The following is a 23,540-nucleotide window of genomic DNA, read 5'->3' as shown; positions in this document are numbered from 1 at the left end:
GATTCATTAGCCAGATAGACACGCAAAAAAAAGATGGCCCCTGAACCGAGTCAGAAGCCATCTAATATACATCTTTCTACCTGTCCTCGGATTCTCTTATTCCAAGGATCCATGCGATAAACGTCTTAGTTCTTGGTCGATTTACTTCCCTATTTCAAAATCTCTTCAATGCGAGTTTGAACCTCTTCGCTGAGCTCAATGCCGGATGCCTTGGCGTTCTCGGTTACCTGCTCCGGACGGCTTGCACCGACTAACGCACTGGCTACGTTCGGCTGGCGCAGAATCCAGGCAAGCGCCAGATTGCCTACGGATACTTCAAGCTCTGCCGCAATCTTCTCCAGTTCGCGAACCTTCGCGATTTTCTCCTCGGTAATCCCTTTGCGCATCCATTCCAGCTTCGCGGCACGGCTGCCTTCTGGAATATCGGAAGCTGAGGTATACTTGCCCGTCAACAGACCTTGCGCCAGCGGAGAGAATACGACCTGCCCAATGCCGGAACGCTCGCTCAGCGGAATGATTTCCTTCTCAATGTAACGTTCAAACATATTGTAGATGGGTTGATTGACCACGATGCGGTCCAACAGATAACGATCCGCTACTGTCAACGCTTCCGCGATTTGCGATGCCTGCCACTCGCTCACGCCGACATAGAGGACCTTGCCCTGGCGAACAAGGTCGTCGATCGCGCGAAGCGTCTCGTCAAGCGGCGTTTCCGGATCATGACGATGGCAGTAGAAAATATCCACGTAATCATGGCCAAGACGCTTCAAGCTGGCATGCGCCTGCTCCATAATGTGCTTGCGGGACAAGCCGCGATCATTAGGTCCGTCTCCCATCGGCCAAAATGCCTTGGTCGCCAGCACGTAAGACTCGCGCGGATACGCTTTCAGGGTTTCGCCAACTAACACTTCGGCTGCACCTTTCTCATATACATTCGCTGTATCAAAAAAATTAATGCCGAGATCATAAGCCGTTTTAATCGCGTTAACCGCATTCTCGCGTTCAACATAACCACCGTATGTAAGCCAGCTTCCCAAGCTGATCTCACTGACCTTGAGACCTGTGCGTCCTAATCTTCTGTATTTCATGGTAACTCCTCCTTCAATAGAATTACTTAAATGCTACATTTGCTATTTTAAAGTAGTTCCTATTCTCAGGGAAGAAGTGAAATGTTCTTCACTATATTATAGGAAGGATAGCTGATATACTTGAGTATAGTTAATAGAAAACCGGAAGGAGCTTACCGTTATGGGAAATAAATCGAGCAGTTACATACCGAAAACTCCCGAACATATCGAATGCAATATCGAAAAAACATTGCTGGTCTTAGGCGGAAAATGGGCATTTCTCGTCATCCGCGAGCTCTTTGGCGGCACGAAACGATTTGGCGAGCTGCAGCGGCAAATCCCGAATGTCAGTCCGCGGGCACTGACCACGACCCTTCGCCATCTGGAGGAACAGGGCGTGCTTGAACGCGAAGTATTCCCTACCGTTCCGGTTACGGTGGAATACACTCTAACGCCGAAAGGCATGGACCTGCATGTCATCTGCAAGGAAATGAAGCTGTGGGCGGCAAGGTGGACTTAAATCAAGATAACTTGAAGGCATCTGGCACTCGAGATTAGACCAAGCGGTTAGCTCAAAAATAAAGCAGCGACGGTTTCCGTTTAACCGGAACCGCCGCTGCTTTTCTAAGCTTGCTATTTATTGATTGTAGATTATATTTAATCGTTATTTGTTGTTTTGATTGTCGCGGGATTCTCCGCCCTTGCGACCGATTTCCTCATAAAATTCCTTACCATGGGACTCTGATGTGGCTTCTCCGCCTTTGCGGCCGATTTCTTGATAAAACTCCTTGTCGTGATTCTTGGCCGTTGCTTCGCCGCCTTTGCGTCCCGCTTCTTCTCTGCTCATTTTGTTATCATTGTTGTTAGCCATTGTTCATCACTCCTAAGTTGTTTTTTTGTTGCTGCTATGTCATGTATTTAACCCTTCCGATAAATTCTAAACACCCTTAAAAATGACAAAAGCCGCGACTCGCGCGGCTTAATCATCCTATTTACGTCAGAAGCGCATACGCCTCCGCAGCCGCATGCAGATAATAAGCCAGCCCCGTTTGCTGCTCCTCCAGCATCCGGAGATGAAAGTCATCACTCAGAAAAAACTTCGTTTGACCCGCAAAATCCGCAGCCGTAAAGGCGTGGCCCTGCTCATTCATAAACTGCAGGTGATCCCGAATCGAATCCCGTACTCGCACATCATCGTGTTTGATCCCCTTTTTCAACGCATTTGCCATGTCTGCCATAAAGGCAGCCGCTTCCCTTGCCTGCTCGTTCATGCTTGGCACATCAACGGGTTCACCCTCGAGCAAATCCACATCATACTGCTCTTTCAGGTGCTCATTTTGCTCCGCTAAGGCTTCCTTCCATTCTTCTTCGCTCTCAAAACCTTTGAATAATTCCTGAGCCTCCATGTGCTTGCCCTCCTCCGTACTGGTTAAGGATGTTCTTAAGGTTTTCAGAATCGTATCCAATCGATCTGCGCGATCCATCAGCTGCTTCTCCTGTTGTAACAGCATCTTCCGCCGTTCAGGGGCCTTCTCCATCAGTGCCTTGATTTGGTCCAACGAAAAATCCATTTCCCTGTAAAACAGAATGTGCTGCAATCGCTCCAGCTCGGCAGTACCGTACAAGCGATAACCCGCTTCACTGATCTCGGCAGGCAAGAGCAGGCCGATTTTATGATAATGATGCAGCGCTTTGATGGTCACCCCGGAAAGCTCCGAAACCTCTTTTACCGTGTATAACATACGCTGGTTCCCTCCTTCGACTTCCAGTCTAAGGTCTCCCCTTGGAGGAGAGTCAACCCGTTTATCCGACCGGAATATATCGACTTTTCCGAATCGTTTTTCCGGGAAAATATGATTTTTGTTCATTATTTTGCTAGAATGGTCAATTATGCAGTAGAACAACAGAAAGGATGTTACAGGAACTATGAAAAGGAAATGGTTAAAATACACCATGCTCTTATTATCCGTTGGAATCTTGGGGATTATCTCGTACTATACCTACGCTATCATACAATTCTCAAACCAAATTTCGACCGCTTCGAATCCCGCGGAGCCAACGGAAACCTCGGGCGCTGCGTCGGAGGAAATCATCGAAATACCCAAGTGGGAGGGTAAAGAACGCATTAATATTCTCCTGATTGGAGGAGATTCCCGGGGAGACGATGCCGGCAGATCCGACACCATGCTGGTGGCCTCCATCGATCCTGTCACGAAAAGAGCCCATTTGTTCTCGATTTTGCGAGACACCTATGTGAACATCCCCGGCCATGGCAAAGGACGACTGAATTCGGCATTTGCTTACGGCGGAATCGAGTTGACCAGACAAACGATCAGTGATCTGCTGGACCTGCCCATACATAAATATGTTTACACCGATTTTGTTGGATTCATAGCCCTGGTTGACGCCATTGACGGAGTCGACATAGAAGTGGAGAAAGACATGTATTACACAAGCAAAGCGGACAAGCATATGTACGACATCGATTTAAAACAAGGGCTGCAGCATCTCGACGGCAAGATGGCGCTGCAATATGTTCGATTCAGACACGATGCGAAGTCCGATTTTGCCCGTACGGAACGACAACGGATTCTCATGACGGAAGTCGCCAGGAAGATGCAGACCACGGGCTCATTAATCAAGCTGCCCAGCATCCTGGAATCAATTGCGCCATACATCGAAACCGATCTAAGCCCCAAAGAAATGCTGAAGCTGATGGCTCTCGGTTTTGATGTGAATATGGATAAAATCGACCAGCAGCAGCTTCCGCCGTTCTCACTGCTGACAAACGAGAAGGCCGGACGGGCACAAGTGCTCGGCGTAGATAAATCGAAACTGCGGCAGTATGTGAAGCAGTTATTCGAAAATGACGCTGCTCAATAAAATAGCAATCACCAGAAAGAGGGCGCAGCCCTCTTTTTTGCGTTAATTTCCTAGATCGTTCGTGGACGCTCATGCAATAAATCCGATGGGGCGCTGCCCGTGACTCGTTTATAAATTCTATAGAAGTAGGAGAGGTCCTGATATCCGAGAAATACGGCAATCTCCTGTACCGTCAGCTGCGATTCCGTTAACAAATACACTGCCCGTTTGATCCGCTGGGCGTGCACGTACTGGCTGATGGTCTGCCCCGTAACACTCTTAAAGAGTACCGCTGCGTAATTTGGGGTTTTGCCGATGGCATCGCCCAGCTCCTCTTTCGTTATTTTCTCTCGGTAATGCCGCTCAATATAAGACTTCATCCGTTCCACATGCAAGTGCTTCTCCGGCGTAATGACGCCCTTGGCCAGCTCACGACTGATATAAATCAACACTTCTGTCAATAATGCTTCTATCATCAAGACATAATAAGATGGACGTTCCTGCCACTGCTGATGGATCACCTTCAACCGTTCGCGGATCAACTCATAACAGCCGGGTTTATGTTTTAATGCTTCTTCTCGTTCAAGCACCGATAATCCCGTCGATAGCTGGTCTGTCCACTCAACGGCAATTTGCGTGTGTGTTACGGTTGGGATGCTTTTGCCATAATACGGAACACCGGCTGGAATAAGCAGCAATTCCCCTTTCTCCATAATCTGCTTATCCCCATTCACCCAATATACACATTTTCCATATGTCACAAGGCTTAAGCGCCATGCTCGCTTCTCATTGTCAACTGCTTCATACCAATCGACACCGCTAATTTGTTTTACTTCTACCGGAATGATCATAACTCACCTCCATTGCGATACTATAATCCATTCATTGTACTATAGTTCATATCACGATTCGACAAGACAGGCTACAATGTGATCATTAGGGTAGTTTGAATGAGCTCGAATGCTGCAAAAAGCTGACGAGTGCAAATACAAAGGAGGAACAAACAGCCATGCTAAAAACGAAAATTATTTGTACGATGGGACCCGCGTGCGATTCCATTGAGCTGTTGAAAAACATGATTCAAGAGGGAATGACCGTTGCCCGTTTGAATATGGCACACGGAGAGCCGGAAGATCACGTGGCCCGTATCCGGAATATTCGCCAGGCCGCATCCGAATTAAACACGTATGTCCCCATCATGATGGACATTAAAGGACCCGAAGTACGGATCGGCAAGCTGAAGGAGGCTTCCTGCCTGCTGAAGCCAGGTGAGGAGCTGATCCTGACTACAGAAGAAATTCTGGGCGATGCACACCGCATTTCGGTCAATTATGCCGAATTACATCTAGTGGTTAAGCCGGGAGACCGTATCTTGATTGATGATGGCCTCGTAGACCTGAACGTTCTCCGTGTAGATGGGAAGGACATTCACTGTAAAATCATTAGCGGCGGCGTGCTTAAACCTCGTAAAGGTGTCAACCTCCCCGGCATCAAAACGACACTTCCTGGGGTCACCGAGCGTGACGTCATGCATATCGGCTTCGGTCTCGAGAACGACATTGAGATCATTGCCGCTTCTTTCGTGCGCCATGGCGACAACATCCGTGAAATTCGCAGCATCCTGAAGGAACGCGGTGCGGATCATGTACAGATCATCTCCAAGATTGAAAATGAAGAGGGGATGCAGAACCTGGATGACATTATTGAAGCATCCGACGGAATCATGGTCGCCCGCGGAGACCTTGGCGTTGAAGTGCCAATTGAAGAAGTACCTATGATGCAAAAAGAAATGATCGATAAATGCAACCTGGCCGGCAAACCGGTAATCGTCGCAACACACATGCTGGAATCGATGCAGGTCAATCCCCGTCCAACCCGCTCCGAGGTGAGCGACGTGGCTAACGCGGTGATCCAGGGCGCTGATGTTGTCATGCTCTCGGGCGAATCCGCTGCGGGCAAATATCCGGTAGAATCCGTGCGCACGATGGCGGCAGTTGCCCGCCGCGCCGAAACGATGATCGATTATAAAGACCAATTCGCTTTCAAATCCAGACAGCAAGTAGCCGATATTACCGAGGTTATTAGTCAGGGTGCGGTTAGCTCCTCCCTCGTGCTGAATGCCAAAGCTATCATTACGTCAACGGAGAGCGGATTTACGGCGCGGATGATTTCGAAATATCGGCCACAGGCACCGATTATCGCGGTCACACAGCATGAAGAAGTGCTGGCCAAAATCTGCTTGCTCTCCGGCGTCATTCCGGTAAAAGGCGACAAGGTCACAACGACGGACGAAATGTTCGAATCCGCCACCCGCAATGCCATCAAGACAGGCTACATCGAAAAAGGCGACATTATCGTACTATCTGCCGGCGTGCCGATCGGTCAATCCGGTAACACGAATCTGATTAAGGTTATGCAAGTGTAACGGGTATTCTGAAAAAAGACCTCTTCGTAAATATTTTCGGTGCCAATCCATCCCTCTAGGCATATAACTAACTCAGAGGAATCAGCGCGAAGAATGAATTATCGCTGCCGTAATGGATGAACCGAGCATGTTATCGGGAGGTCTTACAAATATGCGTATACCGTATCATTCCATGGAGGGCCAGTGGCAGCAGCCTGCCGCCCTTCATGATAAGCAAGCCCATAGCTATACAAGTCCGTACCAGATGCTCTTCCACTGGAACCGCCTGGACTGGAACTTCCCGAATGCTGCGATGAAGCAGCGCTTCGAGGAGCATCAGTATTGGAAGCACTGCATGCCCGCAGGCGTCAAAGTGGACCTACAGGGACGATTCTATGTATCGGTGCCGCGCTGGGCGGAAGGGGTTCCCGCTACGCTGAATACCATTGTGATGGTGAACGGCAAGCCCGTACTGGAGGCTTTTCCAAGCTGGGAGTGGAATACACCGGGGGATGTGCGAATGCTGCAATCTGTCCTTGGCTACGAGATTGATGAGCATCATCGGATGTGGATTCTGGATCAAGGAAAAATCGCATACGATACTTCGCCCGAAGGCTCGCAAAAGCTGGTCATCTGGGATCTAAACGCTAACCGCCTGCTCGATTCCATTGTCATTCCGGATGATATTGCTCCACCCCGAACGTCGTTCCTGAACGACATCGTGGTGGATAACCGAAACGGTTATGCCTATATCACCGATTCGGGCTCCGGCTGGCCGGACCATCCGCTGTATGGCGGAATTATCGTCTACAATATGAGAACGAAGAAATTTCGGCGCGTCCTCGACAGTCATTACAGTACGCAGGACGTGCCCCGATTCCGGTTTGAGATTGATACCGAGCCGGTATACCGCAACAAGCCGATCCGGATTGGCGCCGACGGCATAGCATTATCCGCGGATCGCGGAACTCTATTCTACTGCCCGGTAACGGGGCGCAATCTGTACGCTATCGATACAGGGCTGCTGCGGAATTTCAATATTCCCGATTCGATCATCCGGAATTCCGTTCAGATCCTGGGCAGCAAAGGAACGACAACCGACGGCATGCATGCCGACAATCAAGGCCATATATTCTACACCATGCTCGAAGGCAAGGGGATTGGTTACTATTCACCGTACACGCGCTCGTTCATCAAGCTGCTGTCCGACGACAGGATGCTGTGGGTAGACGGGGTGGCTTTTGATCAATGCGGCTCCATCATCTTCAACAACAACCGCCTGCACCGCATGTTTGAAGAGCCGCAGCAGATCGACTGGGACGATCCTTACAATCTGATTATATGGAGAGCCTACCTCGGGCCGGATGTGAAGTCGTATTTGTATGGTTGATGTTTAAGAAAAAAGGGTTTGGCAGATCGGGCGTTCATGCCCTCTGCCTAACCCTTTTTGTTATATACCTGCAACGCTTGACCTCAATGACTGGCAACCTCGCAGTCATTGACCTGCGTAAGCGATGTGGTTATCTGCCTCGATTATCCTAAAGCGACTGGTTCCTTCACTACGATTGGGCTTTTACCACGGCTCCCTGAACCCCTGCCTATCATTCTCGCAGAAACGCAACAGCTTCATTCGAAGCCCCTCATACCAAGGGGGAACATCCGTCAAATCGCTGTCCTCCAGGGAACGCAGCACTCTGGCAAATCCGTACAGCCGCTCGAATCGGCGAAATCTTGCAAACTCCGTCTCCAGCTCGTGATCCAAACTGCGGATGGAGCGATACAATCGGAGATCGGCTGCTTGCCGTAGATCATCTTCACCATGCTGTCCAGGATGAATTTAGGTCCCGTATCTCCGGTCGAAGCCAGATCCGGGAACTTGGAGAAGCTGTTCAGATTCGCCATGAACGTAATGCCGCCGCGACCTTCATTGCTCAGCACATCGCTGAACGCCTTGATCACGTCCTGGCCATCCTCGGTAAGGGCCGTCTGCTTCTTATTATAGGTCAGCTCGTGAACGAACCACAGCTGGTTGGCTCGGAAGCCCGCTTCATCCACCTCTTGTTTGGTCACAGGCCATTTATAGTTGATATTCCCGTTCTCCATTGTATAATTCTCGCCTTCAATCCCGAAGGAGAAGAACATATCGGCTTCCTCCGTCAGCATCCAATCCAGGAATTTAATGATTTTGATGGCTTTCTCTTTTCCCACTTTGTTATTGATATAATACGTGGTCGATACCGAACTGTATAAGCCGAGTCCGCCCTTGCCGTCCGGTCCGGTCGGGGATGGGTAAATATCCACTTTCATCGAAGGATCCACTTCCTTCAGCTTGGTGCGGAATCCGATCAGCCCCTCGCCGTTGGATGCCCACATCCCAGATTTGCCGGCATTGATATTGCGTCCGTAATCCTCTTGAGAGAGCGAAGCGAAATCCTTCGGGATCAGACCCTCATCGTACATCGTCTTATATGTCTGGAGCGCCTTGGTCATGTTCTCGACATCGAAGAATTTCGGTACGACCTCCCCATTCAGCTCCATGAACTGAACGGCAGCACATCGTATGCCCCAAGGAAAGTATCCGCATATTTAAAGCCCTCACGGTACTGGTAGGGGTGCTCTACACCCAGCTTCTTAAAGGCACGCAGCATATCCAGATACTCTTCCACGGTTCTAGGCGCTTCCTTAATGCCGGCCTTCTCCATCAGATCCGTACGAATGAACGTGGCGCGGCGCGACGGATTTTCCAGCCAGGCCGGGATGCCGTAGATTTTGCCGTCATACGATACTTCTTCCCATGCGGCCGGGGTAACCAGTTTCATGAGGTTCGGAGCAAACTCCTTGAGGAGATCATCCAGCGGCATGAACACCCCGGCTTCCACCGAGCCTGACATCGATCCTGTCGTTGGACCTCCTCGCATATTCCCTACAACGTCCGGGATTTCGTTGCCTGCAAACATCAGACTCATCTTCTGATCAAATTCCTTGTGGGACATCAAGCGGATATCGAGATCCGTGTTCGTCATCTCCTCCAGCTTCAGAACCCATTTGTCCTTATTGATATCGGGTGACGATTCAATGTAGGTGTTGCCGCCCGTGGAGAAAGAAATCGAGAAGGACAGCTTGTTGGAGTCTGTACCTTGCTTCGTTTCTTCCGGCTTGGGACTGACAGTTCCTTCTTCCGGTTTCCCCCCGCATCCCGCGAGCAGTGACATCATCATGACGCTGATCAGTAAGACCGTCCAATTTTTTTCATCAACCTCTCCCCTTTTTCACAAAAATAGACAAGTGGCTCATTCATGAGGTAAGCGCTTTCGTTAAATCCATTTCATCGTAGCTCATAACCCTCATATGCAGTATTGGCGTTCTTATTATGGGATTGTGTTCTTTTACGATCAAGATTTGATCGAACCGATGAGCATGCCCTTCATAAAATATTTCTGCAGGAACGGGTAGACCAGGATGATCGGCAGCGTAGCGATCACAATCGTGGCCATCTTGATGCCCTCCGGGGACATGTTCGCCAGATTCTCAAACGTGGTGTCCATCTCTCCCATCTGATCGGTTATGACGATCTCTCTCAGACGAACCTGAAGCGGAAATAGTTTACGGCTATTGATATAATATAAAGCGGACGAATACGAATTCCAATGCGCAACGGCATAAAACAATCCCATCGTCGCCATGATCGGCTTGGACAAAGGCAGCACGATGCTCGATATGATCCGCAACTCCCCGCACCCGTCGATCCGGGCCGAATCAATGATTTCGTTCGGAAGATTCATGAAGAACGAGCGCATGATGAACAGGTTGTATGCGCTGATCGCGCCCGGAATGATCAGGGCCCATACCGTATCCAGCATGTTCAGTGATTTAATGAGCAGATAATTCGGGATCAGGGGCGCGCTGAAGATAAAAGTGACCAGCACGAGCATGAGAATGGCTTTTCGTCCCCGATATTCATTGCGCGACAGCGGATAGGCCAGCGAGGCCGTTGCGATCAGGTTGATCCCGGTCCCCACGACAGTCACGAATACACTGATCAGAAAGGAACGCCATACGGAAGTATCGTTCAAAACGATCGCATAGTTGGAGAGCGTGAACTCCACCGGCCACAGGCCAACGTCTCCCCGCGAAATGGCCACATCGCTGCTGAGCGATTGCGCCGCAACGTGCAGGATCGGGAATATCATGGCAACCGACACAACGGCCAGGAAGATAAAGTTGAAAATTTCGAATACGAATTCGCCTTTTGATCTTTTTATCATGTTTTCGGTCACCTGCCTAGTATAAGGAATTCCCGGTCGTTTTGCGGCTTATGGCGTTTCCGCCCACAATGAGCAGCAGCCCGATGAGAGATTTGAACAGCCCAATGGCTGTGGTGTAGCTGTACTGCTGTCCGAGCAGACCGACGCGGTAAATGTACGTATCCAGAATGTCGCCCTTATTCTCGTTCAAGGCATTCAGGAACACAAATACCCGCTCAAACCCGAAATCGAGGAAATTGCCGATGTTCAGCAGGAAAAGAATCATGATCGTGGGCAGAATCGACGGAATCGTAATCGCCAGGGTTTGGCGCCACCGGTTCGCGCCGTCTACGCGTGCAGCTTCATATAGGTCCGGGTTGATCCCGGCCAGTGCTGCCAGGTAAATAATCGTTCCCCAGCCCGCTTCCTTCCAAATGCCGGAGCCGATCAGAATGCTGCGAATATAGCTTTCCTCGCCAAGGAAGTAAATCAGTTCGAGTCCCACCCACATCAAAATCTGATTCATGATGCCCGTGGTCGGAGACAGAATGCCTACCGCAATCCCCCCGATAATGACCCAGGACAGAAAGTGAGGCATGTAGATAACGGTTTGCAGCACCCGCTTGTACAGGACAAGACGAATCTCGTTCAACAGCAGGGCCAGAATGATCGGGATTGGAAAAGCAAATACGATGCTGTACATCCCGATCAACAGGGTGTTCCAGAAGATCCGCAGAAACTCTTCGTACTGAAACATGCGATAGAACTGATCCAGCCCCACCCATGGGCTTTCCCATATGCCTTTGAATAAGTTGTACTCCTGAAAAGCCATGGCGCTGCCGAATAAAGGGACATATTTAAATACCAGAAAATAGAGGATGCCCGGAATCGAGATGAGGTATATCGCCTTGTACTTGCGAAAGCTGGATAACCATTCCCGGCTCCGCGCTGACGGTGTTAGCCGCGTGCTTGGGTTGATGTTCGCCATAAGGACCTCCCGTTGTAAGTTTTCCTTCGTATTCATCGTATAAGCGGAGGGCCTTGCCAACAATGGCGGCATTTGTTTGTCGATGTGTTTTTTTACGATTGTGTTTAAAATGGGGGATGTGAGGCGGAATAGAGAAAAAAGCCCTTCTGCTATCATGGTCTATCCGGCCATGGTAAGCGGAAGGGCTTGCAAGGGGAAGAAAACGCAGCCTTGCATGGGCATGAGTCGCTGAGAATAGTCGGGCATTTCTCACCATACACGCTCCCATCCACGGTGCAACATCGCATGACGGAGGGCGACCATCCGTTTCAGGTGCTGTTTATCATGCTTCGAATCGGATATGGATCGCTCTTATTCGTCGTCGTTCTCCGTAATCTCCCGAATCGGAATCGCCATGTTCCAGGTCTCCGTACAATCGTAAAACCCGCTGCTCCCGTCTGAAGTCGCAGCAAACATCCAGGCCGGACGACCGTCCTCCATGAGCAAAAACGGGCGTTCGAGGTTACCCATCAACCGTTCCGTGCCATCGTCCCACCGTACTCTGCGAGAGTACACGGGTTCCCCTGGTTTGGTTGTCATCTTCCACTGTTCCCCGTTCGCTGACCACGCATGGACTCCGCTATAGCGCTCCCCGCAGATGGAGCCGTCCATGTCCTTGGCAATCATCTCGTACCCGCGTGCCGTACGCCAAATGAAGGGATCTTCTATATGAATCGACGGAGGAAACAGTGGTTCAGGCTGACGGGTGTAAGGACCGTACACCGATTCGGCGCAGGCCAAGCCCAACTGCATGTTGCCATAGGAATGCCCTTCATAGGGACGAGATTTATAGATGAGCTTCACCGAACCGTCCTCATGAACACAGGGGGCAGGATTAGACACCAAGAAGCTGTCAAAATGATTTGGACGCGGCAACAGAACCGGATGGTCCCTCCGTGTCCAAGGGCCGGTTATGGAAGGAGCGGTCGCAACCCCGATCCGTTTGTTCGCCCTGGCAGCCACGACGAGCGGATCATTCGGAAGCAGCGGCTCCCCTTCTTCAGGGAGGGGAAACGGAAACGTCGTGCCCATGTAATAGAGGACGTATGAGCCCTCAACCTTCACGATATGCGGGTTGTGCACGCTGCATCCGTCCCAATAGGCCGGGGATCTGGCCTCAAGTACCGTCTCCTCGTATACGTACGGTCCGGCCGGATGGTCGGAGACCGCACGGACGATCTCCGAGGCCGCAAGCCAGCCGGGATGCATAGGCAAAGATTTCGGCCAGCGCGAAGCAAACATATGGTACCGGCCATCCTCACCCTGGATAACGCTGCCGCACCATATCCAATATCCCGGCATTCGAAAGCCTCCTCCAACCGGTGCAGGATCAAATACGATTTTCATTGATTCCTCACTCCCTCTCCATTGGCAATAGCGTAACCTTGCGCAAATTCATTAATGAATCAGAAACCAGCAATAGCCCCCGTACTTCAAGACGATGTACGCCTGCCGAGAGAATGGTCAGTTGACCCATTTCAAATTCTCCCCAGCATCCGTCCCCACCCGTATCGTAAGCGGTACAAGTCAGCTTTTGTCCATCCAGAGACAACTCATAACGTCCTCCTGCCTGATCCGCTCCGGCGGCCAAGGTGACGATCACTCGGCACTGGACGGGCACTTCTTCCTCTGAACGGAACGTCCATTGAACAGCCGCATTTGGAGCGGCCCAGCCGGTAACGCCATCATGACCGCGTTTTCCGTTATCGTATCGCAGGCCATCGCCCTCGATAACACCATCATAGGCCCGGAACGTATTCGCCATCTGGCATATAAACCTGGGAGTGAGATTCGTCTCCAGCGCTCCATCCAGCTTTAGCTTGATCACCGTCGCATAGACGTCCTGATGTACCGAACGCACATCAATCTGCCAATCGCATGGCCCAAGCTGTTGAATCGGCAGGTTGTCCTCGTTCGCTCTCGTTCCGATAGGCCTCGCATATTGAACTCCGCTAGCGAGACCAGGCAGGACCAAGAAACCGTCCTGCGGCCAATCCCTCACCCAGCAGGTACAAGAGATTCTCATCCGGTTTCCATGTGCAATAACCCCACTGCGGCGTACCGATCGGACTGCCGCTCGTGCCGTATATCGCCTCGCCGTTCCGCTCTAAAAAGCTGCCCACCGTCTCCAGCAGACTTCTCGATGTATCGTCAATCACCCCGTTTCCGAGCGGCCCGACATTCAGTACCAGATTACCGTTCGTGGCGGCCACGCGCAGCAGCTGTTCGATCAATTCATCCGGACTCTTCCAATGGTCACCGTCATATCGGAACCCCCAGGAATCATTCAGCGTATGAATCGATTCCCAGTCCGGCTGCACCGGATGGAACCGGAGCTGGTTATCATGCGGATTGCCGTAATCCGCAAACCAGTCATCCCGCAGCCGCTTGTTAATCAAGCAATCCGGCTGCAGCCGGCGTACCAGATCATAGAACCACACGGCATGCTCGTCGCTGATCTTATGACCGCAATCAAACCACATCAAACCAATCGGACCGTAATCGATCAACAGCTCCTCTACTTGAGGAAGAGCTTTCTCGTGAAGGTAACGTTCGAAGCGTTCCCGCTTATCGTCATCTTCGATCCATTCCTCCAGTTGATCCCATGCGCCGATATTCCCCGGGTAATCCAGCGTGTTCCCCTGCGAATCCGGGTGATGCCAGTCCATGGCATGGGAATAGTAGATTCCAAGGCGAATCCCCTCCGCTTCGCAGACCTCTGCCAGCTCCTTGATCGGATCCCTTGGAAAATGAGCGTGACGAGTAATCGAATAATCGCTGACCTTGGAATCGTACATCGCAAACCCATCATGATGCTTGGCTGTCACGATAAGATATTTTGCCCCGGACCGCTTGGCCAGCGATACCCACTCGTGCGCATCAAACGTTTCCGGGTTCATCCCGGCTGCCGCCTCCGCATACTCGGCCACCGGAATCTTTCCCCTTAACTGGATATGCTCCGCATAATTCGCATCCACTCGTTCGCCGTTCCACATCCCGCCCAGCATCGAATATGGCGCCCAATGGACAAAAAGCCCAAACCTTGCTTCTCTCCACCAGGCTATCCAATGGTTACGATCATTATCACTTACCAGCTTATCGCTTGTAAGAGCATTCGACCTTTCCTGCTCCAGTCCTGCCCCGTCCATATATTCATCCCGCTTCATACACGCCCTCCTCACTCGCTTGCCATCGGCTGCAAGTTCTTTGCTTTCATTATAGAAATAACGCTGGTGCAGCCTCTTTGTTTTTTTGAGTTGGGGTTGTGTTTTGTTGAGGTGGGGGGCTTCTGTTTGGATGTCACAGTAATTCCATTAGAACAGAAGTACAAACTCTAAATGAGATTAATTTTTCTTATATTGCATCCGTTTTGAGCAAGCAGCATAACGTACAAAAAAAGAGCTGTACTCCCGAATGGGATACAGCTCTTCTTGAGGAAAGCTAACTATTATTTCATAAAGCCAGCAATTCCACATGTTCATTTGTCATTTCATTTTTTTCGTAAACATGTCCATTGAATTAATTTACTTGGTTTCAGGGTTACGTCGCCCACATCATCATCGCCTAAAATCACGGCTTGTTCATCAGGGTATTCGTTTGGATTTCGATATAATCAATTGTCCAAACTCTGTTATAACGTTTACTCGCTTTTGACCTTCAAGTACTTTTTTGATCTTTTCTGAGTACTAGATGATCCTCTAACGCTATTTATCACTCCTCATCCACTTCACCAGTGCAGCCATTTCGGGTCTGAACCAAAGTTCCGTATGGGTGGCGACATATTCTATTGCTTCATTCTCGTCACCAAATCCTATATACTCCGGCCTTACATCGGGAAGCTTCTTCTGACCGTATAAATAGGCGGGGACAAAAGCATTGGACAGAATAGCAGCTTCCCTGAAACCGAACAGCTCGGAGCTAATCCCATGCTGTAAATACTCCATGACCAATCTATCGTAAGTCATGAAGGCAGTGTTGTCCGAGTACGTTCGAAACAAACCCTCAGCCGCTTTAAAATCTCGATGCAGCAAGTATAACATCAGGAGTTCGTAACGGACTCCTATATTATCGTTCGGGCATAACTCGAGCATTTCCTCAGCCTCACGAATGGCAGCAGTATCATCGCCACTCTCCCTTAACAGATACATATAAAAGTGTTTGAGTCTCATATACGGACGTGTTTCTATCAATCCCCAAAAATACCCCTTATTTTCAGCAAAATAGGCAGGGCCGAAATGTTCTTTTACAGCCTTGAGTCCCATCTGACTCGCTGCCAGCGCTTCATCCAAAGTATCAGCTTCCTGACCAATGACAAGGTATGCATCGGCATTGCCCGGGTCCAATTCATATGCTTTCCATGCAAGTTGAGTCCGCTTAAAGGAATCTCGCTCCCGCTCCGCATGCCGAAGCAATTCCTGTGCCTGTGCGCCATCACTTTTCGGCAAATTCGGCGATTTAATGCCGCCTTGCATAGAAGTATTCAAAAAACGCTCCATTTCTTCCTCTGACTGAAAATTTTGCTGCTGCATCCATTCGGTCATCGCCAACATCTGCTCCTCCGGATCGGCAGTGTGCTCAAACAGATAATCGAATATTTTAGCATAAGCGCTTCCCAACGTCCCAACAGAGATCTGGTGCTTGTCCGCCAGCTCGGACTGAGTGAGTCGAATACCCAATATACCAATAAGCAAGTATTCCAATGCACCGGCATATCCACCAGGTTTGCGGAATTTTGGATTAACTTCATCCGCATAATCTTTCCATAACATGATGAGGCTGATCAATAGATTTGCAGATTCTGAACCCTTCAATTGGTACTCCCGGTAAAGCTGCGGAAATAAATTGTCAGCCAACTCGCGGTGAGCATCGGATTTCCACTTCAACTCGTTATTGATCATATTTCGAAGTTTTCTATGGTCCAGCCGGTTTTGCTCTGGTTCTTTCATCGTACTGGGAAAAGGAATAACCTTCTGGTTTCCGTTCTGGCTGTGATGGGTTTGCTCGTCCAGACTCAGACAGCAATTTTTGTATTTTTTACCACTTCCGCAGTGACAGCGTTCATTTCTTCCCAGGGTTTTCATGTTCAACTCCTCCTTTTCGTTCAACATATCGGCATATCCCTAAGAAATTCGAACTTTGTACGTTAATTTACGGACGCCACTTCAATCCGCTTCTTAATTCCAATTACACGGCTCTTCGGCACCGTAGGGTCATGCTGAACAATATAGGATAATGCAAAGCGGTCTAAATAGGTTTGTTCATGAGACTTCGGCGTCAGAATGATCAGCTTTCTCTTAAGCTCTTGTTGGTACAGGTCAAACACCTTCAGCTTTCGCTGCTCATCCAGGGCGCTATCAAATTCATCCAACACAATGAATCCAGGAGCGGTTTGAAGATTTTGAAGTAGTGCCAGAGCAAACAGCAGCGAGCTTAAAGACTCCTCTCCTCCTGACACGCCTTTACCTACTCTCCCACCTCTGCCCTTAATGCTTACATCCTCCAGTGCTCCACGATGACCTTCCTTCCGAGCTTTAATATACAGATGAAAATTCGGTCTCTTATCACGATGGCTTTCAAGCTTCTCCCACTCAATTTCCCCTTCAAATTGAAAGAGGCTCATGTAGGTTTTAAATCGCTGACGAATTTCGAGAACTCTCATGTTAATCGTAGTTTCTAACTGATCGGCAAGCTCTTCCGTTCGTTCTCGGTCCTCCTCAAATAATAAGCTCGTCCGACTAAACTCATCTTGGGTACGATGGAATTCTTTTTCAGCCGTCTTGTAATTTTCGGGAGCCGCCGGATCAATCCCTGTTTCCCTGCGAGCATGATCGAATGTAACTCGGCCACTTTCCAGTTCTGAGTGAATAGCAGAACTACTGATACGCCGCTCGGACTGTGTGCCCTCCTGCTGTGATTGTCTTTCTATTAAAACCTCATTGTAAATGGAAGGTGCCAGTATTTTAAAATCTTCCAGTTCCCGGGAAAGATGAATCTGCTCACCGTTCCTCGTATCCAGTTGTTCACGTCGAGAAGTCATTTGGTTCTCAATCTGCGAAAGCTTGCGCACTTCACGATCCTTCGCATACTGAATCTCTTGAAGACGGCGCTCCTGTTTACGGCTCTCTCGTTCCAACTTATCTAATTGATCCTCTCCAGTCTCCATCTGTTGTTTTAGTCCTTCAACCTGATTCAATAACATTTCCTTATTTCGTTGATACTGGTGCAGCTGTTCATATTTTTCCTTAAGCTCGCCTAATCTTAGGTAGAAATCAGCTTCTTGTTGTAAAATCCCGATAAAGTAACTTCGTTCCGCACACTCGTTTTTTAGAACGTCTATATTTTCTTGGATCTTCTTTTTCTCTATCGCCAGTTCCTCTCGTCTGCGAAGTTCCTGTTCAGATTTCATCATTCGGTTAACTCGTTCATGCTCCTTCGTCTGAAAAGACTCTGCCTGACGCACTTGCTGAATCATTCCGTTCAGAAGCTGAAGCTGCTTATTATCCTTCTGAAGAGACTCCTGGTAAGCCTCAACGGCTCGCAGCCCTTGATCCAGTTCTGTTTGCACCTGTGCTTTTCGGGCTATCATCGCTCGTGCACTTAGAATATACCGGTTCTTCTCTTGCTGACCCCGGATTCCACGTTGATCAATCAGCATTCCCTGCCGAATCTGAAGTTCGTCTCCCGTAAAGAACTGTTCAATCCACCAAAGGGCCTTAACTGCATAGGGAAAGGTTTCCTGTGACAGCTCCCCCTTCACCTGAAGCTGCAATTCGGGCAGTTCTGTAACCGAACGATCGGGTACTACTTTTCGTAGCGGAACATGGTATAGATCATTCGGTACATACGATTCATTACCATCAAAAAACACGGTATATTTCATTGAGTTGAATAACTCCTCAGCCTTTAGCTGCGCGGAGTTGTTTAACTCTACAAGATCACGTAGTGGGTAAGCACGAATTCCTTTGGCCTGAAAATATTTCAGCGATTCCAGTTGCCGATGTGACCAGTCCTGATTGTTCTCAAGTCGTTCCAGCTCTTCCTGCAACTCCCGAACCTGATGCTTGCCATCATATAACTTATCCTTTGTCGTATTTATGGAACTTTCAAGTCGATCCATTTCTTGCTGGACCGCATGACTGCTTATATAGGTATCCAGCAGTTCCTGATAAACCTGCTCTTCCGCGCGATCTTTATCGATCAGTGCCCTTAAGTTAGCGATCTGGGTTGTAGCTTCCACACTTTGATTATCATTTTCCGAGATGCTCTGCTGCAACCTCGCCTCTTGCAGCTTAACCTCATTTAAACGACGGGATACCTGCTCTAGTTGGTGCTTAACTTCCGTCTCCGTCCTGGTGATCTGCTCTTTCTCTTTGCTAATCGAATGCAGCTCCTGCCCCAGCTCGTCAATCATGGTTTTGACTTGCTTCAACTGATCCTCAAGCTCAGATAGCTGCTCCTCCTCTAGTTTCAGTCGATCCTGAAGCTGATTGATGTTTGCCGTAATCTTGACCCCATCCTCTTTGGCTTCAACTTCTTCGGCTTTGGCCTCATGGATACGTTCTTGTTGCTCATCTCGATCTATAAGAAGCTGATCAATCTGTTCACACAGCTGCCGGATCTCCTTCTTATAAGCATCCTCAAGCTGAAGCATGGCCTTGCTGTATCTTTTTCCGCCGTCGATCAGACGCTTCTGATTACTTTCATACCGTTCGAGATCTGTCTTGAGTCGCTGTAACGTTTGCTTCTGATACAATACATTGTTCTCGGCCAATCTAAGGGTTTCTTGTGTTTCCTTCTGCCTGGCCATACTTTCTTCCCAGTTACGCTGGATCTGATCAATCCCGTACATTTCTGCAAATTCCCGGAACCGCTCCATCGGATTTTTCACCGCGAACTGATTCACTTCCTGCTGATACCAGATTAAATAAAACAGATCCGGATCAATTCGATACTTATACTGCAGATCTTTCTTGTAAGCTGTAAAATTATATTGCCGATCGCCTGAGGTGTACCGTATGACATCTTCCCATTCGTCAATCCGATCCCCGAAGGAAATCACATATTCCTTCTTAAAGGGTTGTCCGGGCTCCTGCTGAATGTGAAGGGAAAACTCGATAAAATCCGGAGCATCGATTCGCATAGACCCAGAGTTCTTAAACAGGAAGCGTATATGAGCTTTCCAGGTTTCATCATGAGCCAGGTTACGGGATCTGAGTCCATCCACTTCAACTTTGGCGGAATACAGAACAGCACCCATACAATACGTGATAGTTGATTTTCCCGCTCCGTTCGGTCCGGTAATAATAACATGCTCCTGCTGACCGGTTAGATCAAGTTCTGTAGGTCCATAATCTCGAATGCCATGAAAGCGCAATCGCCAGGGTATCATCGAGAATCACCATCCTCATCACGATATAAGTTGTAGCGTTTGAAAAATTTAAGCACTTCTTCTTTATTCAACTGGTTAGACTGACTAAACTCGACCGTACGACGCAAAAAGGAATCTGAAAACATATTCACGCCAATGGCTGTAAGCTGATAAGCCTTTTCCAGAGAACTTGCATCATACTCCTCCAGAGCTCCAATCTTTCGAAGAGAGTCAATATTTAGCAGCAAGCGTTGATTTGCTTTTGTCGTTTCATGTCCGAATGCATCCAATAGCTGATCAAACAGCGTGAATTCATGCTGAAGCACTTCTTGCTGATAAAACATATACAACAAAATAGCCAGACTTTCCTTAGACAACGTGCTTCTGGCTGCTCTGGCAGGGACCCTCATCATGGCAATAACCTGATCCCGACGTTCATCATAAATGACCTGAAAATATCGGTTCACCGCCTGATTTACTCTTAACAGAAATGATTGGAATTCATCATCATGATCAGAGATACGCAGCAGCCTTTCTATCTCTTTTCTAGACAAACCAAAATTGCCTGCTCGAAGTGTAGCTGAGGAGGAAAATAAGATATTCATAAATGCGAGTTCCTCTGCCTCTGAAAGAACACCTCTTAAAGCTTGTAAAGCATTAAGAGGATTCATATTTAACTCTTCTATATCGCCCTCAGTGATCTTGTTCTCCCCCATCCTTATCTTCACCACTTTCTTCCTGACTTTGCTCTTTACTGTATAGCCGCTTTTTGATGATATGATTTCTGTCTGCTTCATTCAACCATTCCCATTTACGCGATTGAACATGTTGCTTGCTTTCGCTAACCTTATCCGGAACAACCTCCAGCTTCTTATTGCCAACAAGAGCCGCAACCGCCGTTAAGGCATTGATTGCATCAGCCCATTTATCAGAGGTTGCTTCCAAAATGACTTGCTCGACCGGGACTTCATCTCGTTGTCCCATATATTTTTCAATCGCTTCTGTCTGAATCATGGATTTCGTCAGCAGCCACTTCGACTCTCCCATAACCTCATCCAGCTGATCCATAGAAATTTCATTGACGAGATATTTCGGCTCAGCCTCTTCTTCAAACACGGACCCCACAACAGGCTCATAAAACTCCAGATAATCAACAGCCTCCCTTATGGCTTCCGAAGATAATGGGGCAGCGAATTTTACAGGCACCCATAATCCGTCCAAGGCTTCGCCTTCATATTGATCCTGCTCCATAAAGCTCAGAATCTGATACGCATTGGGGATGTCCGATTCCACGGGCGGATCATACATCCGAATAATAAATTGTCTAACCTTCTCCGGGGCAATGGTGGAGGATAGAACGGTTTGTTGCATCGTTGTGAATTTTAGATATTTATTAATCATGCCAATACTAAGATTGGTTCCATCCACCAAGACAGCCGTTCCCTGATGCATCAGATTACTCAGAATCAGACTCTCCTCAAGGGTCTGGAACTGGTGAAATCTTTGAGTCAGCTTAATGTGTAACTCTTTCATCAACTGGTGGATGATCTCCAGCTGTGGCAAAGCATTCCGGTCTGCCAACAGCTCAAGCTCCCGATCCTTCATCAATTGAATGGCATTCTCGACATTGCGAATCATACTTGCGATTTTGTTGCCGCCAGATATGCCATGGTCATCATAGGCTTCACTTAGTTCAGCATCCCGTCTGGCCTGAAACAGGGATCGCCCGATATCATCATGCATGTAATAGGCAAGCGAGTCATTGGCCAGCCGTATGAGCGCGTCCATCATTCTTTTGCCAACGTCTCGCATCTTGAGCTGTCTGGACTGCTTGGATATCCAGTTGTATTTTACGAGGATATTGACGATTTGCTGTACTTTCTTCTTGTCCGGAGGCTGGGGATCTCGATAACGGTTCCGATATCGATAATAGAGGGTGTCCGAGTTCTCAATAGGCTCATCCAGCCCGAGCGCCTCTTCGTTAATCAACTGGATGATTCGCAAAAATCGCAGAATCTCAACCGGCGTTTGAAAATCATTCAATGTCCCGAGATCACTCAGCACCCCAGCCAGATAAGATAGATCCCTCATCGACTGAAGTAGCTCCGGGGCTGATTCATTACTATGAAAAATGGATATTAATACTGGATCCACCTTTTCCACTCTTCTGCCTCCCCTACAATTTGCTCCTGCTCCATCCTTGATGCTTGCAGAAGAATTCCCATATATTGCTCATAGTCGGACCACCGGGTAACAACTGCATGGTTATGACAGATCCACTTCGTTCTAAGAGAAAAGGATGAGACTACATCCGCCATTTCTCGAGAAATCATGAGCCCATGCTCATCATAATCACTCCAGAGAATGACCTGCTTCAGATTGCTCTGTGCAAGCAGCTTCATCAGAAAAATTCGATGGGATGTGCGGAGATGCCCATCTACACAGACAATAAGGGAGCCTGTATCGGCTACAAAATCTGCTTCCGCAGCCATTCTGGTTAATATTCCCCGATTTTCGACCAGCCATAAGATGCTTGCATTCGTATGATACTGACCCTGGGAGATCGATAAATCAGTTAACGCATGAACAGGGCCTGGCAAGAAGACGGACCAAGTCCCACTTAAATGTCCTGCAAAATATAACGGTGTAATCTTCCCCGAGCTGATATAACCCATGCTGTCTGCGGAACACTCTGACCAGTTCTCGAGATTCATAATAAAATCATGCTGGTATAGGTCGAAGGCTTTAGAGCCTCCAATTACTTCATAGTAATAACTTCCGATTTCCTTCCAGTCAAACACATTCTTGCTACTCGTTATCTTGAGGAATGCAAGACAGAAGGTTAAAAATTTGATCCTTTTTGGTATGTTCCAATTGAGAGGAAACCAACGTGTGGCTACAAGCTCTTCAAGACCCCAGCCCAGGCTCTCGGATATTCTATGCTTAAGTGTAGATAACAGGGCTGAACGATTCGGATCATGAAAGATTAGCGAATCCAGCAGTAACTGTGCTTCATCCTGGTAACGGGAAAGCTGCTGCACGTGTTCACTGTGCTTCTGATCTGCCTTCTGATACAGATAAGAGAATAGTCGAAATCCCATCCGATAGTAAATTTGGTCAACCGTTCTCCCATCTCTTTGAAACCGCAGCTCTTTCATAATCCATCCTTCACGCAGCCATTGAAAAGTCTGCTGACTCTCCGGTAGAACAGCCCTCTTACCAATCGTCCATTTCAATAGAGAACGATCGGGCTCGCTCTGATCGTTACTCCAATCCTCAACCGAAACCGTCACAACTCCAACTTTACGGAAGGTACGCGCTGTTTTTCTGATCATATCCATGTCGATCAGGAATGGTGCAACTTCTCTATCGTTAGGTGGGTCTAATTGCTCCCCGCTTTTTAGAATATGCTGGGACAAGTATGAACGAATGTCATCAATGGTAGTCATATAACCCCTCGCGATTATGAATATGTGTACTTCTCCCCAGTATAGCGTACCTGTACCTTTATAGGAAAAGGGGGAGTAAATGATATTAGCAGGTGATTGGGGACATATTGGCTGAGGAC

19 protein-coding genes and 1 pseudogene are annotated in these 23,540 nt (G+C 48.6%); 4 read left to right on the top strand and 16 right to left on the bottom strand.

Annotation, left to right across the window (positions count from 1 at the left end; all coding sequences use genetic code 11):
* Positions 1-149: 149 nt before the first annotated feature.
* Positions 150-1,088: an aldo/keto reductase family protein gene (locus tag J7E85_RS30435; RefSeq protein ID WP_215163757.1), complete on the bottom strand. Its 939-nt coding sequence runs from the start codon at positions 1,086-1,088 to the stop codon at positions 150-152.
* Positions 1,089-1,248: 160 nt separating this feature from the next.
* Here J7E85_RS30435 and J7E85_RS30430 point away from each other — a divergent pair, with 160 nt between their 5' ends.
* Complete coding sequence (locus J7E85_RS30430; protein WP_071221283.1) at positions 1,249-1,587, top strand: winged helix-turn-helix transcriptional regulator; 339 nt, start codon at positions 1,249-1,251, stop codon at positions 1,585-1,587.
* A 147-nt stretch (positions 1,588-1,734) separates the two neighbouring features.
* On the opposite strand, the pseudogene J7E85_RS30425 reads toward J7E85_RS30430, so the two are convergent.
* Positions 1,735-1,938: pseudogene (locus J7E85_RS30425) on the bottom strand (KGG domain-containing protein); the annotation flags it as partial.
* A 121-nt stretch (positions 1,939-2,059) separates the two neighbouring features.
* Entirely contained in the window at positions 2,060-2,809 is a 750-nt protein-coding gene (locus tag J7E85_RS30420) for a MerR family transcriptional regulator (RefSeq protein WP_215163755.1), read from the bottom strand.
* Positions 2,810-2,993: 184 nt separating this feature from the next.
* Between J7E85_RS30420 and J7E85_RS30415 the strand changes: the two genes are divergently transcribed.
* The gene (locus tag J7E85_RS30415) at positions 2,994-3,950 is read left to right on the top strand and encodes an LCP family protein (protein ID WP_215163754.1); all 957 of its coding nucleotides are present in this window, start codon (positions 2,994-2,996) and stop codon (positions 3,948-3,950) included.
* Between the two features lie 50 nt (positions 3,951-4,000).
* Here the strand turns inward: J7E85_RS30415 and J7E85_RS30410 are convergent, their stop codons facing one another.
* Positions 4,001-4,780, bottom strand: a complete 780-nt coding sequence (locus J7E85_RS30410; RefSeq protein WP_215163753.1) for a helix-turn-helix transcriptional regulator — start codon at positions 4,778-4,780, stop codon at positions 4,001-4,003.
* Positions 4,781-4,938: 158 nt separating this feature from the next.
* Between J7E85_RS30410 and pyk the strand changes: the two genes are divergently transcribed.
* Entirely contained in the window at positions 4,939-6,354 is a 1,416-nt protein-coding gene (pyk, locus tag J7E85_RS30405) for a pyruvate kinase (protein WP_215163752.1), read from the top strand.
* Between the two features lie 151 nt (positions 6,355-6,505).
* Entirely contained in the window at positions 6,506-7,723 is a 1,218-nt protein-coding gene (locus tag J7E85_RS30400) for an L-dopachrome tautomerase-related protein (RefSeq protein ID WP_215163751.1), read from the top strand.
* A gap of 272 nt (positions 7,724-7,995) precedes the next feature.
* Here the strand turns inward: J7E85_RS30400 and J7E85_RS35215 are convergent, their stop codons facing one another.
* From J7E85_RS35215 to J7E85_RS30350, 12 genes are all read right to left on the bottom strand, one after another.
* The gene (locus J7E85_RS35215; RefSeq protein WP_483311352.1) at positions 7,996-8,871 is read right to left on the bottom strand and encodes an extracellular solute-binding protein; all 876 of its coding nucleotides are present in this window, start codon (positions 8,869-8,871) and stop codon (positions 7,996-7,998) included.
* A complete protein-coding gene (locus J7E85_RS35210) occupies positions 8,862-9,551 on the bottom strand; it encodes an extracellular solute-binding protein (protein ID WP_483311351.1) in 690 nt (229 codons plus the stop codon). The genes J7E85_RS35215 and J7E85_RS35210 overlap by 10 nt, the downstream gene beginning before the upstream one ends.
* A 174-nt stretch (positions 9,552-9,725) precedes the next feature.
* The gene (locus J7E85_RS30390; RefSeq protein ID WP_215163750.1) at positions 9,726-10,598 is read right to left on the bottom strand and encodes a carbohydrate ABC transporter permease; all 873 of its coding nucleotides are present in this window, start codon (positions 10,596-10,598) and stop codon (positions 9,726-9,728) included.
* 16 nt (positions 10,599-10,614) lie between these two features.
* Positions 10,615-11,565: an ABC transporter permease gene (locus tag J7E85_RS30385; protein WP_215163749.1), complete on the bottom strand. Its 951-nt coding sequence runs from the start codon at positions 11,563-11,565 to the stop codon at positions 10,615-10,617.
* A gap of 351 nt (positions 11,566-11,916) precedes the next feature.
* Positions 11,917-12,951: a glycoside hydrolase family protein gene (locus tag J7E85_RS30380; protein ID WP_215163748.1), complete on the bottom strand. Its 1,035-nt coding sequence runs from the start codon at positions 12,949-12,951 to the stop codon at positions 11,917-11,919.
* Positions 12,952-12,958: 7 nt separating this feature from the next.
* Positions 12,959-13,606, bottom strand: coding sequence for a hypothetical protein (locus J7E85_RS34385; protein WP_251036159.1), 648 nt, complete (start codon positions 13,604-13,606; stop codon positions 12,959-12,961).
* The gene (locus J7E85_RS30375; RefSeq protein WP_251036158.1) at positions 13,557-14,771 is read right to left on the bottom strand and encodes an alpha-L-fucosidase; all 1,215 of its coding nucleotides are present in this window, start codon (positions 14,769-14,771) and stop codon (positions 13,557-13,559) included. The genes J7E85_RS34385 and J7E85_RS30375 overlap by 50 nt, the downstream gene beginning before the upstream one ends.
* Before the next feature lie 537 nt (positions 14,772-15,308).
* Entirely contained in the window at positions 15,309-16,685 is a 1,377-nt protein-coding gene (locus J7E85_RS30370; protein WP_215163747.1) for an SEC-C domain-containing protein, read from the bottom strand.
* Between the two features lie 62 nt (positions 16,686-16,747).
* On the bottom strand, positions 16,748-19,993 hold the full coding sequence (locus tag J7E85_RS30365) for an AAA family ATPase (protein ID WP_215163746.1): 3,246 nt from the start codon (positions 19,991-19,993) through the stop codon (positions 16,748-16,750).
* Positions 19,990-20,688 (bottom strand): hypothetical protein, encoded by a 699-nt coding sequence (locus J7E85_RS30360; protein ID WP_215163745.1) that lies wholly within the window; start codon positions 20,686-20,688, stop codon positions 19,990-19,992. The genes J7E85_RS30365 and J7E85_RS30360 overlap by 4 nt, the downstream gene beginning before the upstream one ends.
* Positions 20,666-22,135, bottom strand: a complete 1,470-nt coding sequence (locus J7E85_RS30355) for a hypothetical protein (RefSeq protein WP_215163744.1) — start codon at positions 22,133-22,135, stop codon at positions 20,666-20,668. The genes J7E85_RS30360 and J7E85_RS30355 overlap by 23 nt, the downstream gene beginning before the upstream one ends.
* Positions 22,111-23,421 carry a DUF2399 domain-containing protein gene (locus tag J7E85_RS30350; RefSeq protein WP_215163743.1) on the bottom strand — a complete coding sequence of 437 codons (1,311 nt, stop codon included), beginning with the start codon at positions 23,419-23,421 and terminating at the stop codon, positions 22,111-22,113. The genes J7E85_RS30355 and J7E85_RS30350 overlap by 25 nt, the downstream gene beginning before the upstream one ends.
* Positions 23,422-23,540: the final 119 nt, after the last annotated feature.

It is taken from the genome of Paenibacillus sp. ISL-20 (genome assembly GCF_018613005.1).
GTDB lineage: Bacteria > Bacillota > Bacilli > Paenibacillales > Paenibacillaceae > Paenibacillus_AQ.
Note: the sequence above shows the minus strand (reverse complement) of the source record. Positions and strands in the feature narration are given on the sequence as shown.

What these genes read in the sequence shown, in the direction of transcription:
- J7E85_RS30435 (WP_215163757.1), bottom strand. Translation starts at nt 1,088, where the DNA reads ATGAAATACAGAAGATTAGGACGCACAGGTCTCAAGGTCAGTGAGATC.
- J7E85_RS30430 (WP_071221283.1), top strand. Translation starts at nt 1,249, where the DNA reads ATGGGAAATAAATCGAGCAGTTACATACCGAAAACTCCCGAACATATC.
- J7E85_RS30420 (WP_215163755.1), bottom strand. Translation starts at nt 2,809, where the DNA reads ATGTTATACACGGTAAAAGAGGTTTCGGAGCTTTCCGGGGTGACCATC.
- J7E85_RS30415 (WP_215163754.1), top strand. Translation starts at nt 2,994, where the DNA reads ATGAAAAGGAAATGGTTAAAATACACCATGCTCTTATTATCCGTTGGA.
- J7E85_RS30410 (WP_215163753.1), bottom strand. Translation starts at nt 4,780, where the DNA reads ATGATCATTCCGGTAGAAGTAAAACAAATTAGCGGTGTCGATTGGTAT.
- pyk (WP_215163752.1), top strand. Translation starts at nt 4,939, where the DNA reads ATGCTAAAAACGAAAATTATTTGTACGATGGGACCCGCGTGCGATTCC.
- J7E85_RS30400 (WP_215163751.1), top strand. Translation starts at nt 6,506, where the DNA reads ATGCGTATACCGTATCATTCCATGGAGGGCCAGTGGCAGCAGCCTGCC.
- J7E85_RS35215 (WP_483311352.1), bottom strand. Translation starts at nt 8,871, where the DNA reads ATGGAGCTGAATGGGGAGGTCGTACCGAAATTCTTCGATGTCGAGAAC.
- J7E85_RS35210 (WP_483311351.1), bottom strand. Translation starts at nt 9,551, where the DNA reads ATGATGATGTCACTGCTCGCGGGATGCGGGGGGAAACCGGAAGAAGGA.
- J7E85_RS30390 (WP_215163750.1), bottom strand. Translation starts at nt 10,598, where the DNA reads ATGATAAAAAGATCAAAAGGCGAATTCGTATTCGAAATTTTCAACTTT.
- J7E85_RS30385 (WP_215163749.1), bottom strand. Translation starts at nt 11,565, where the DNA reads ATGGCGAACATCAACCCAAGCACGCGGCTAACACCGTCAGCGCGGAGC.
- J7E85_RS30380 (WP_215163748.1), bottom strand. Translation starts at nt 12,951, where the DNA reads ATGAAAATCGTATTTGATCCTGCACCGGTTGGAGGAGGCTTTCGAATG.
- J7E85_RS30375 (WP_251036158.1), bottom strand. Translation starts at nt 14,771, where the DNA reads ATGAAGCGGGATGAATATATGGACGGGGCAGGACTGGAGCAGGAAAGG.
- J7E85_RS30370 (WP_215163747.1), bottom strand. Translation starts at nt 16,685, where the DNA reads ATGAAAACCCTGGGAAGAAATGAACGCTGTCACTGCGGAAGTGGTAAA.
- J7E85_RS30365 (WP_215163746.1), bottom strand. Translation starts at nt 19,993, where the DNA reads ATGATACCCTGGCGATTGCGCTTTCATGGCATTCGAGATTATGGACCT.
- J7E85_RS30360 (WP_215163745.1), bottom strand. Translation starts at nt 20,688, where the DNA reads ATGGGGGAGAACAAGATCACTGAGGGCGATATAGAAGAGTTAAATATG.
- J7E85_RS30350 (WP_215163743.1), bottom strand. Translation starts at nt 23,421, where the DNA reads ATGACTACCATTGATGACATTCGTTCATACTTGTCCCAGCATATTCTA.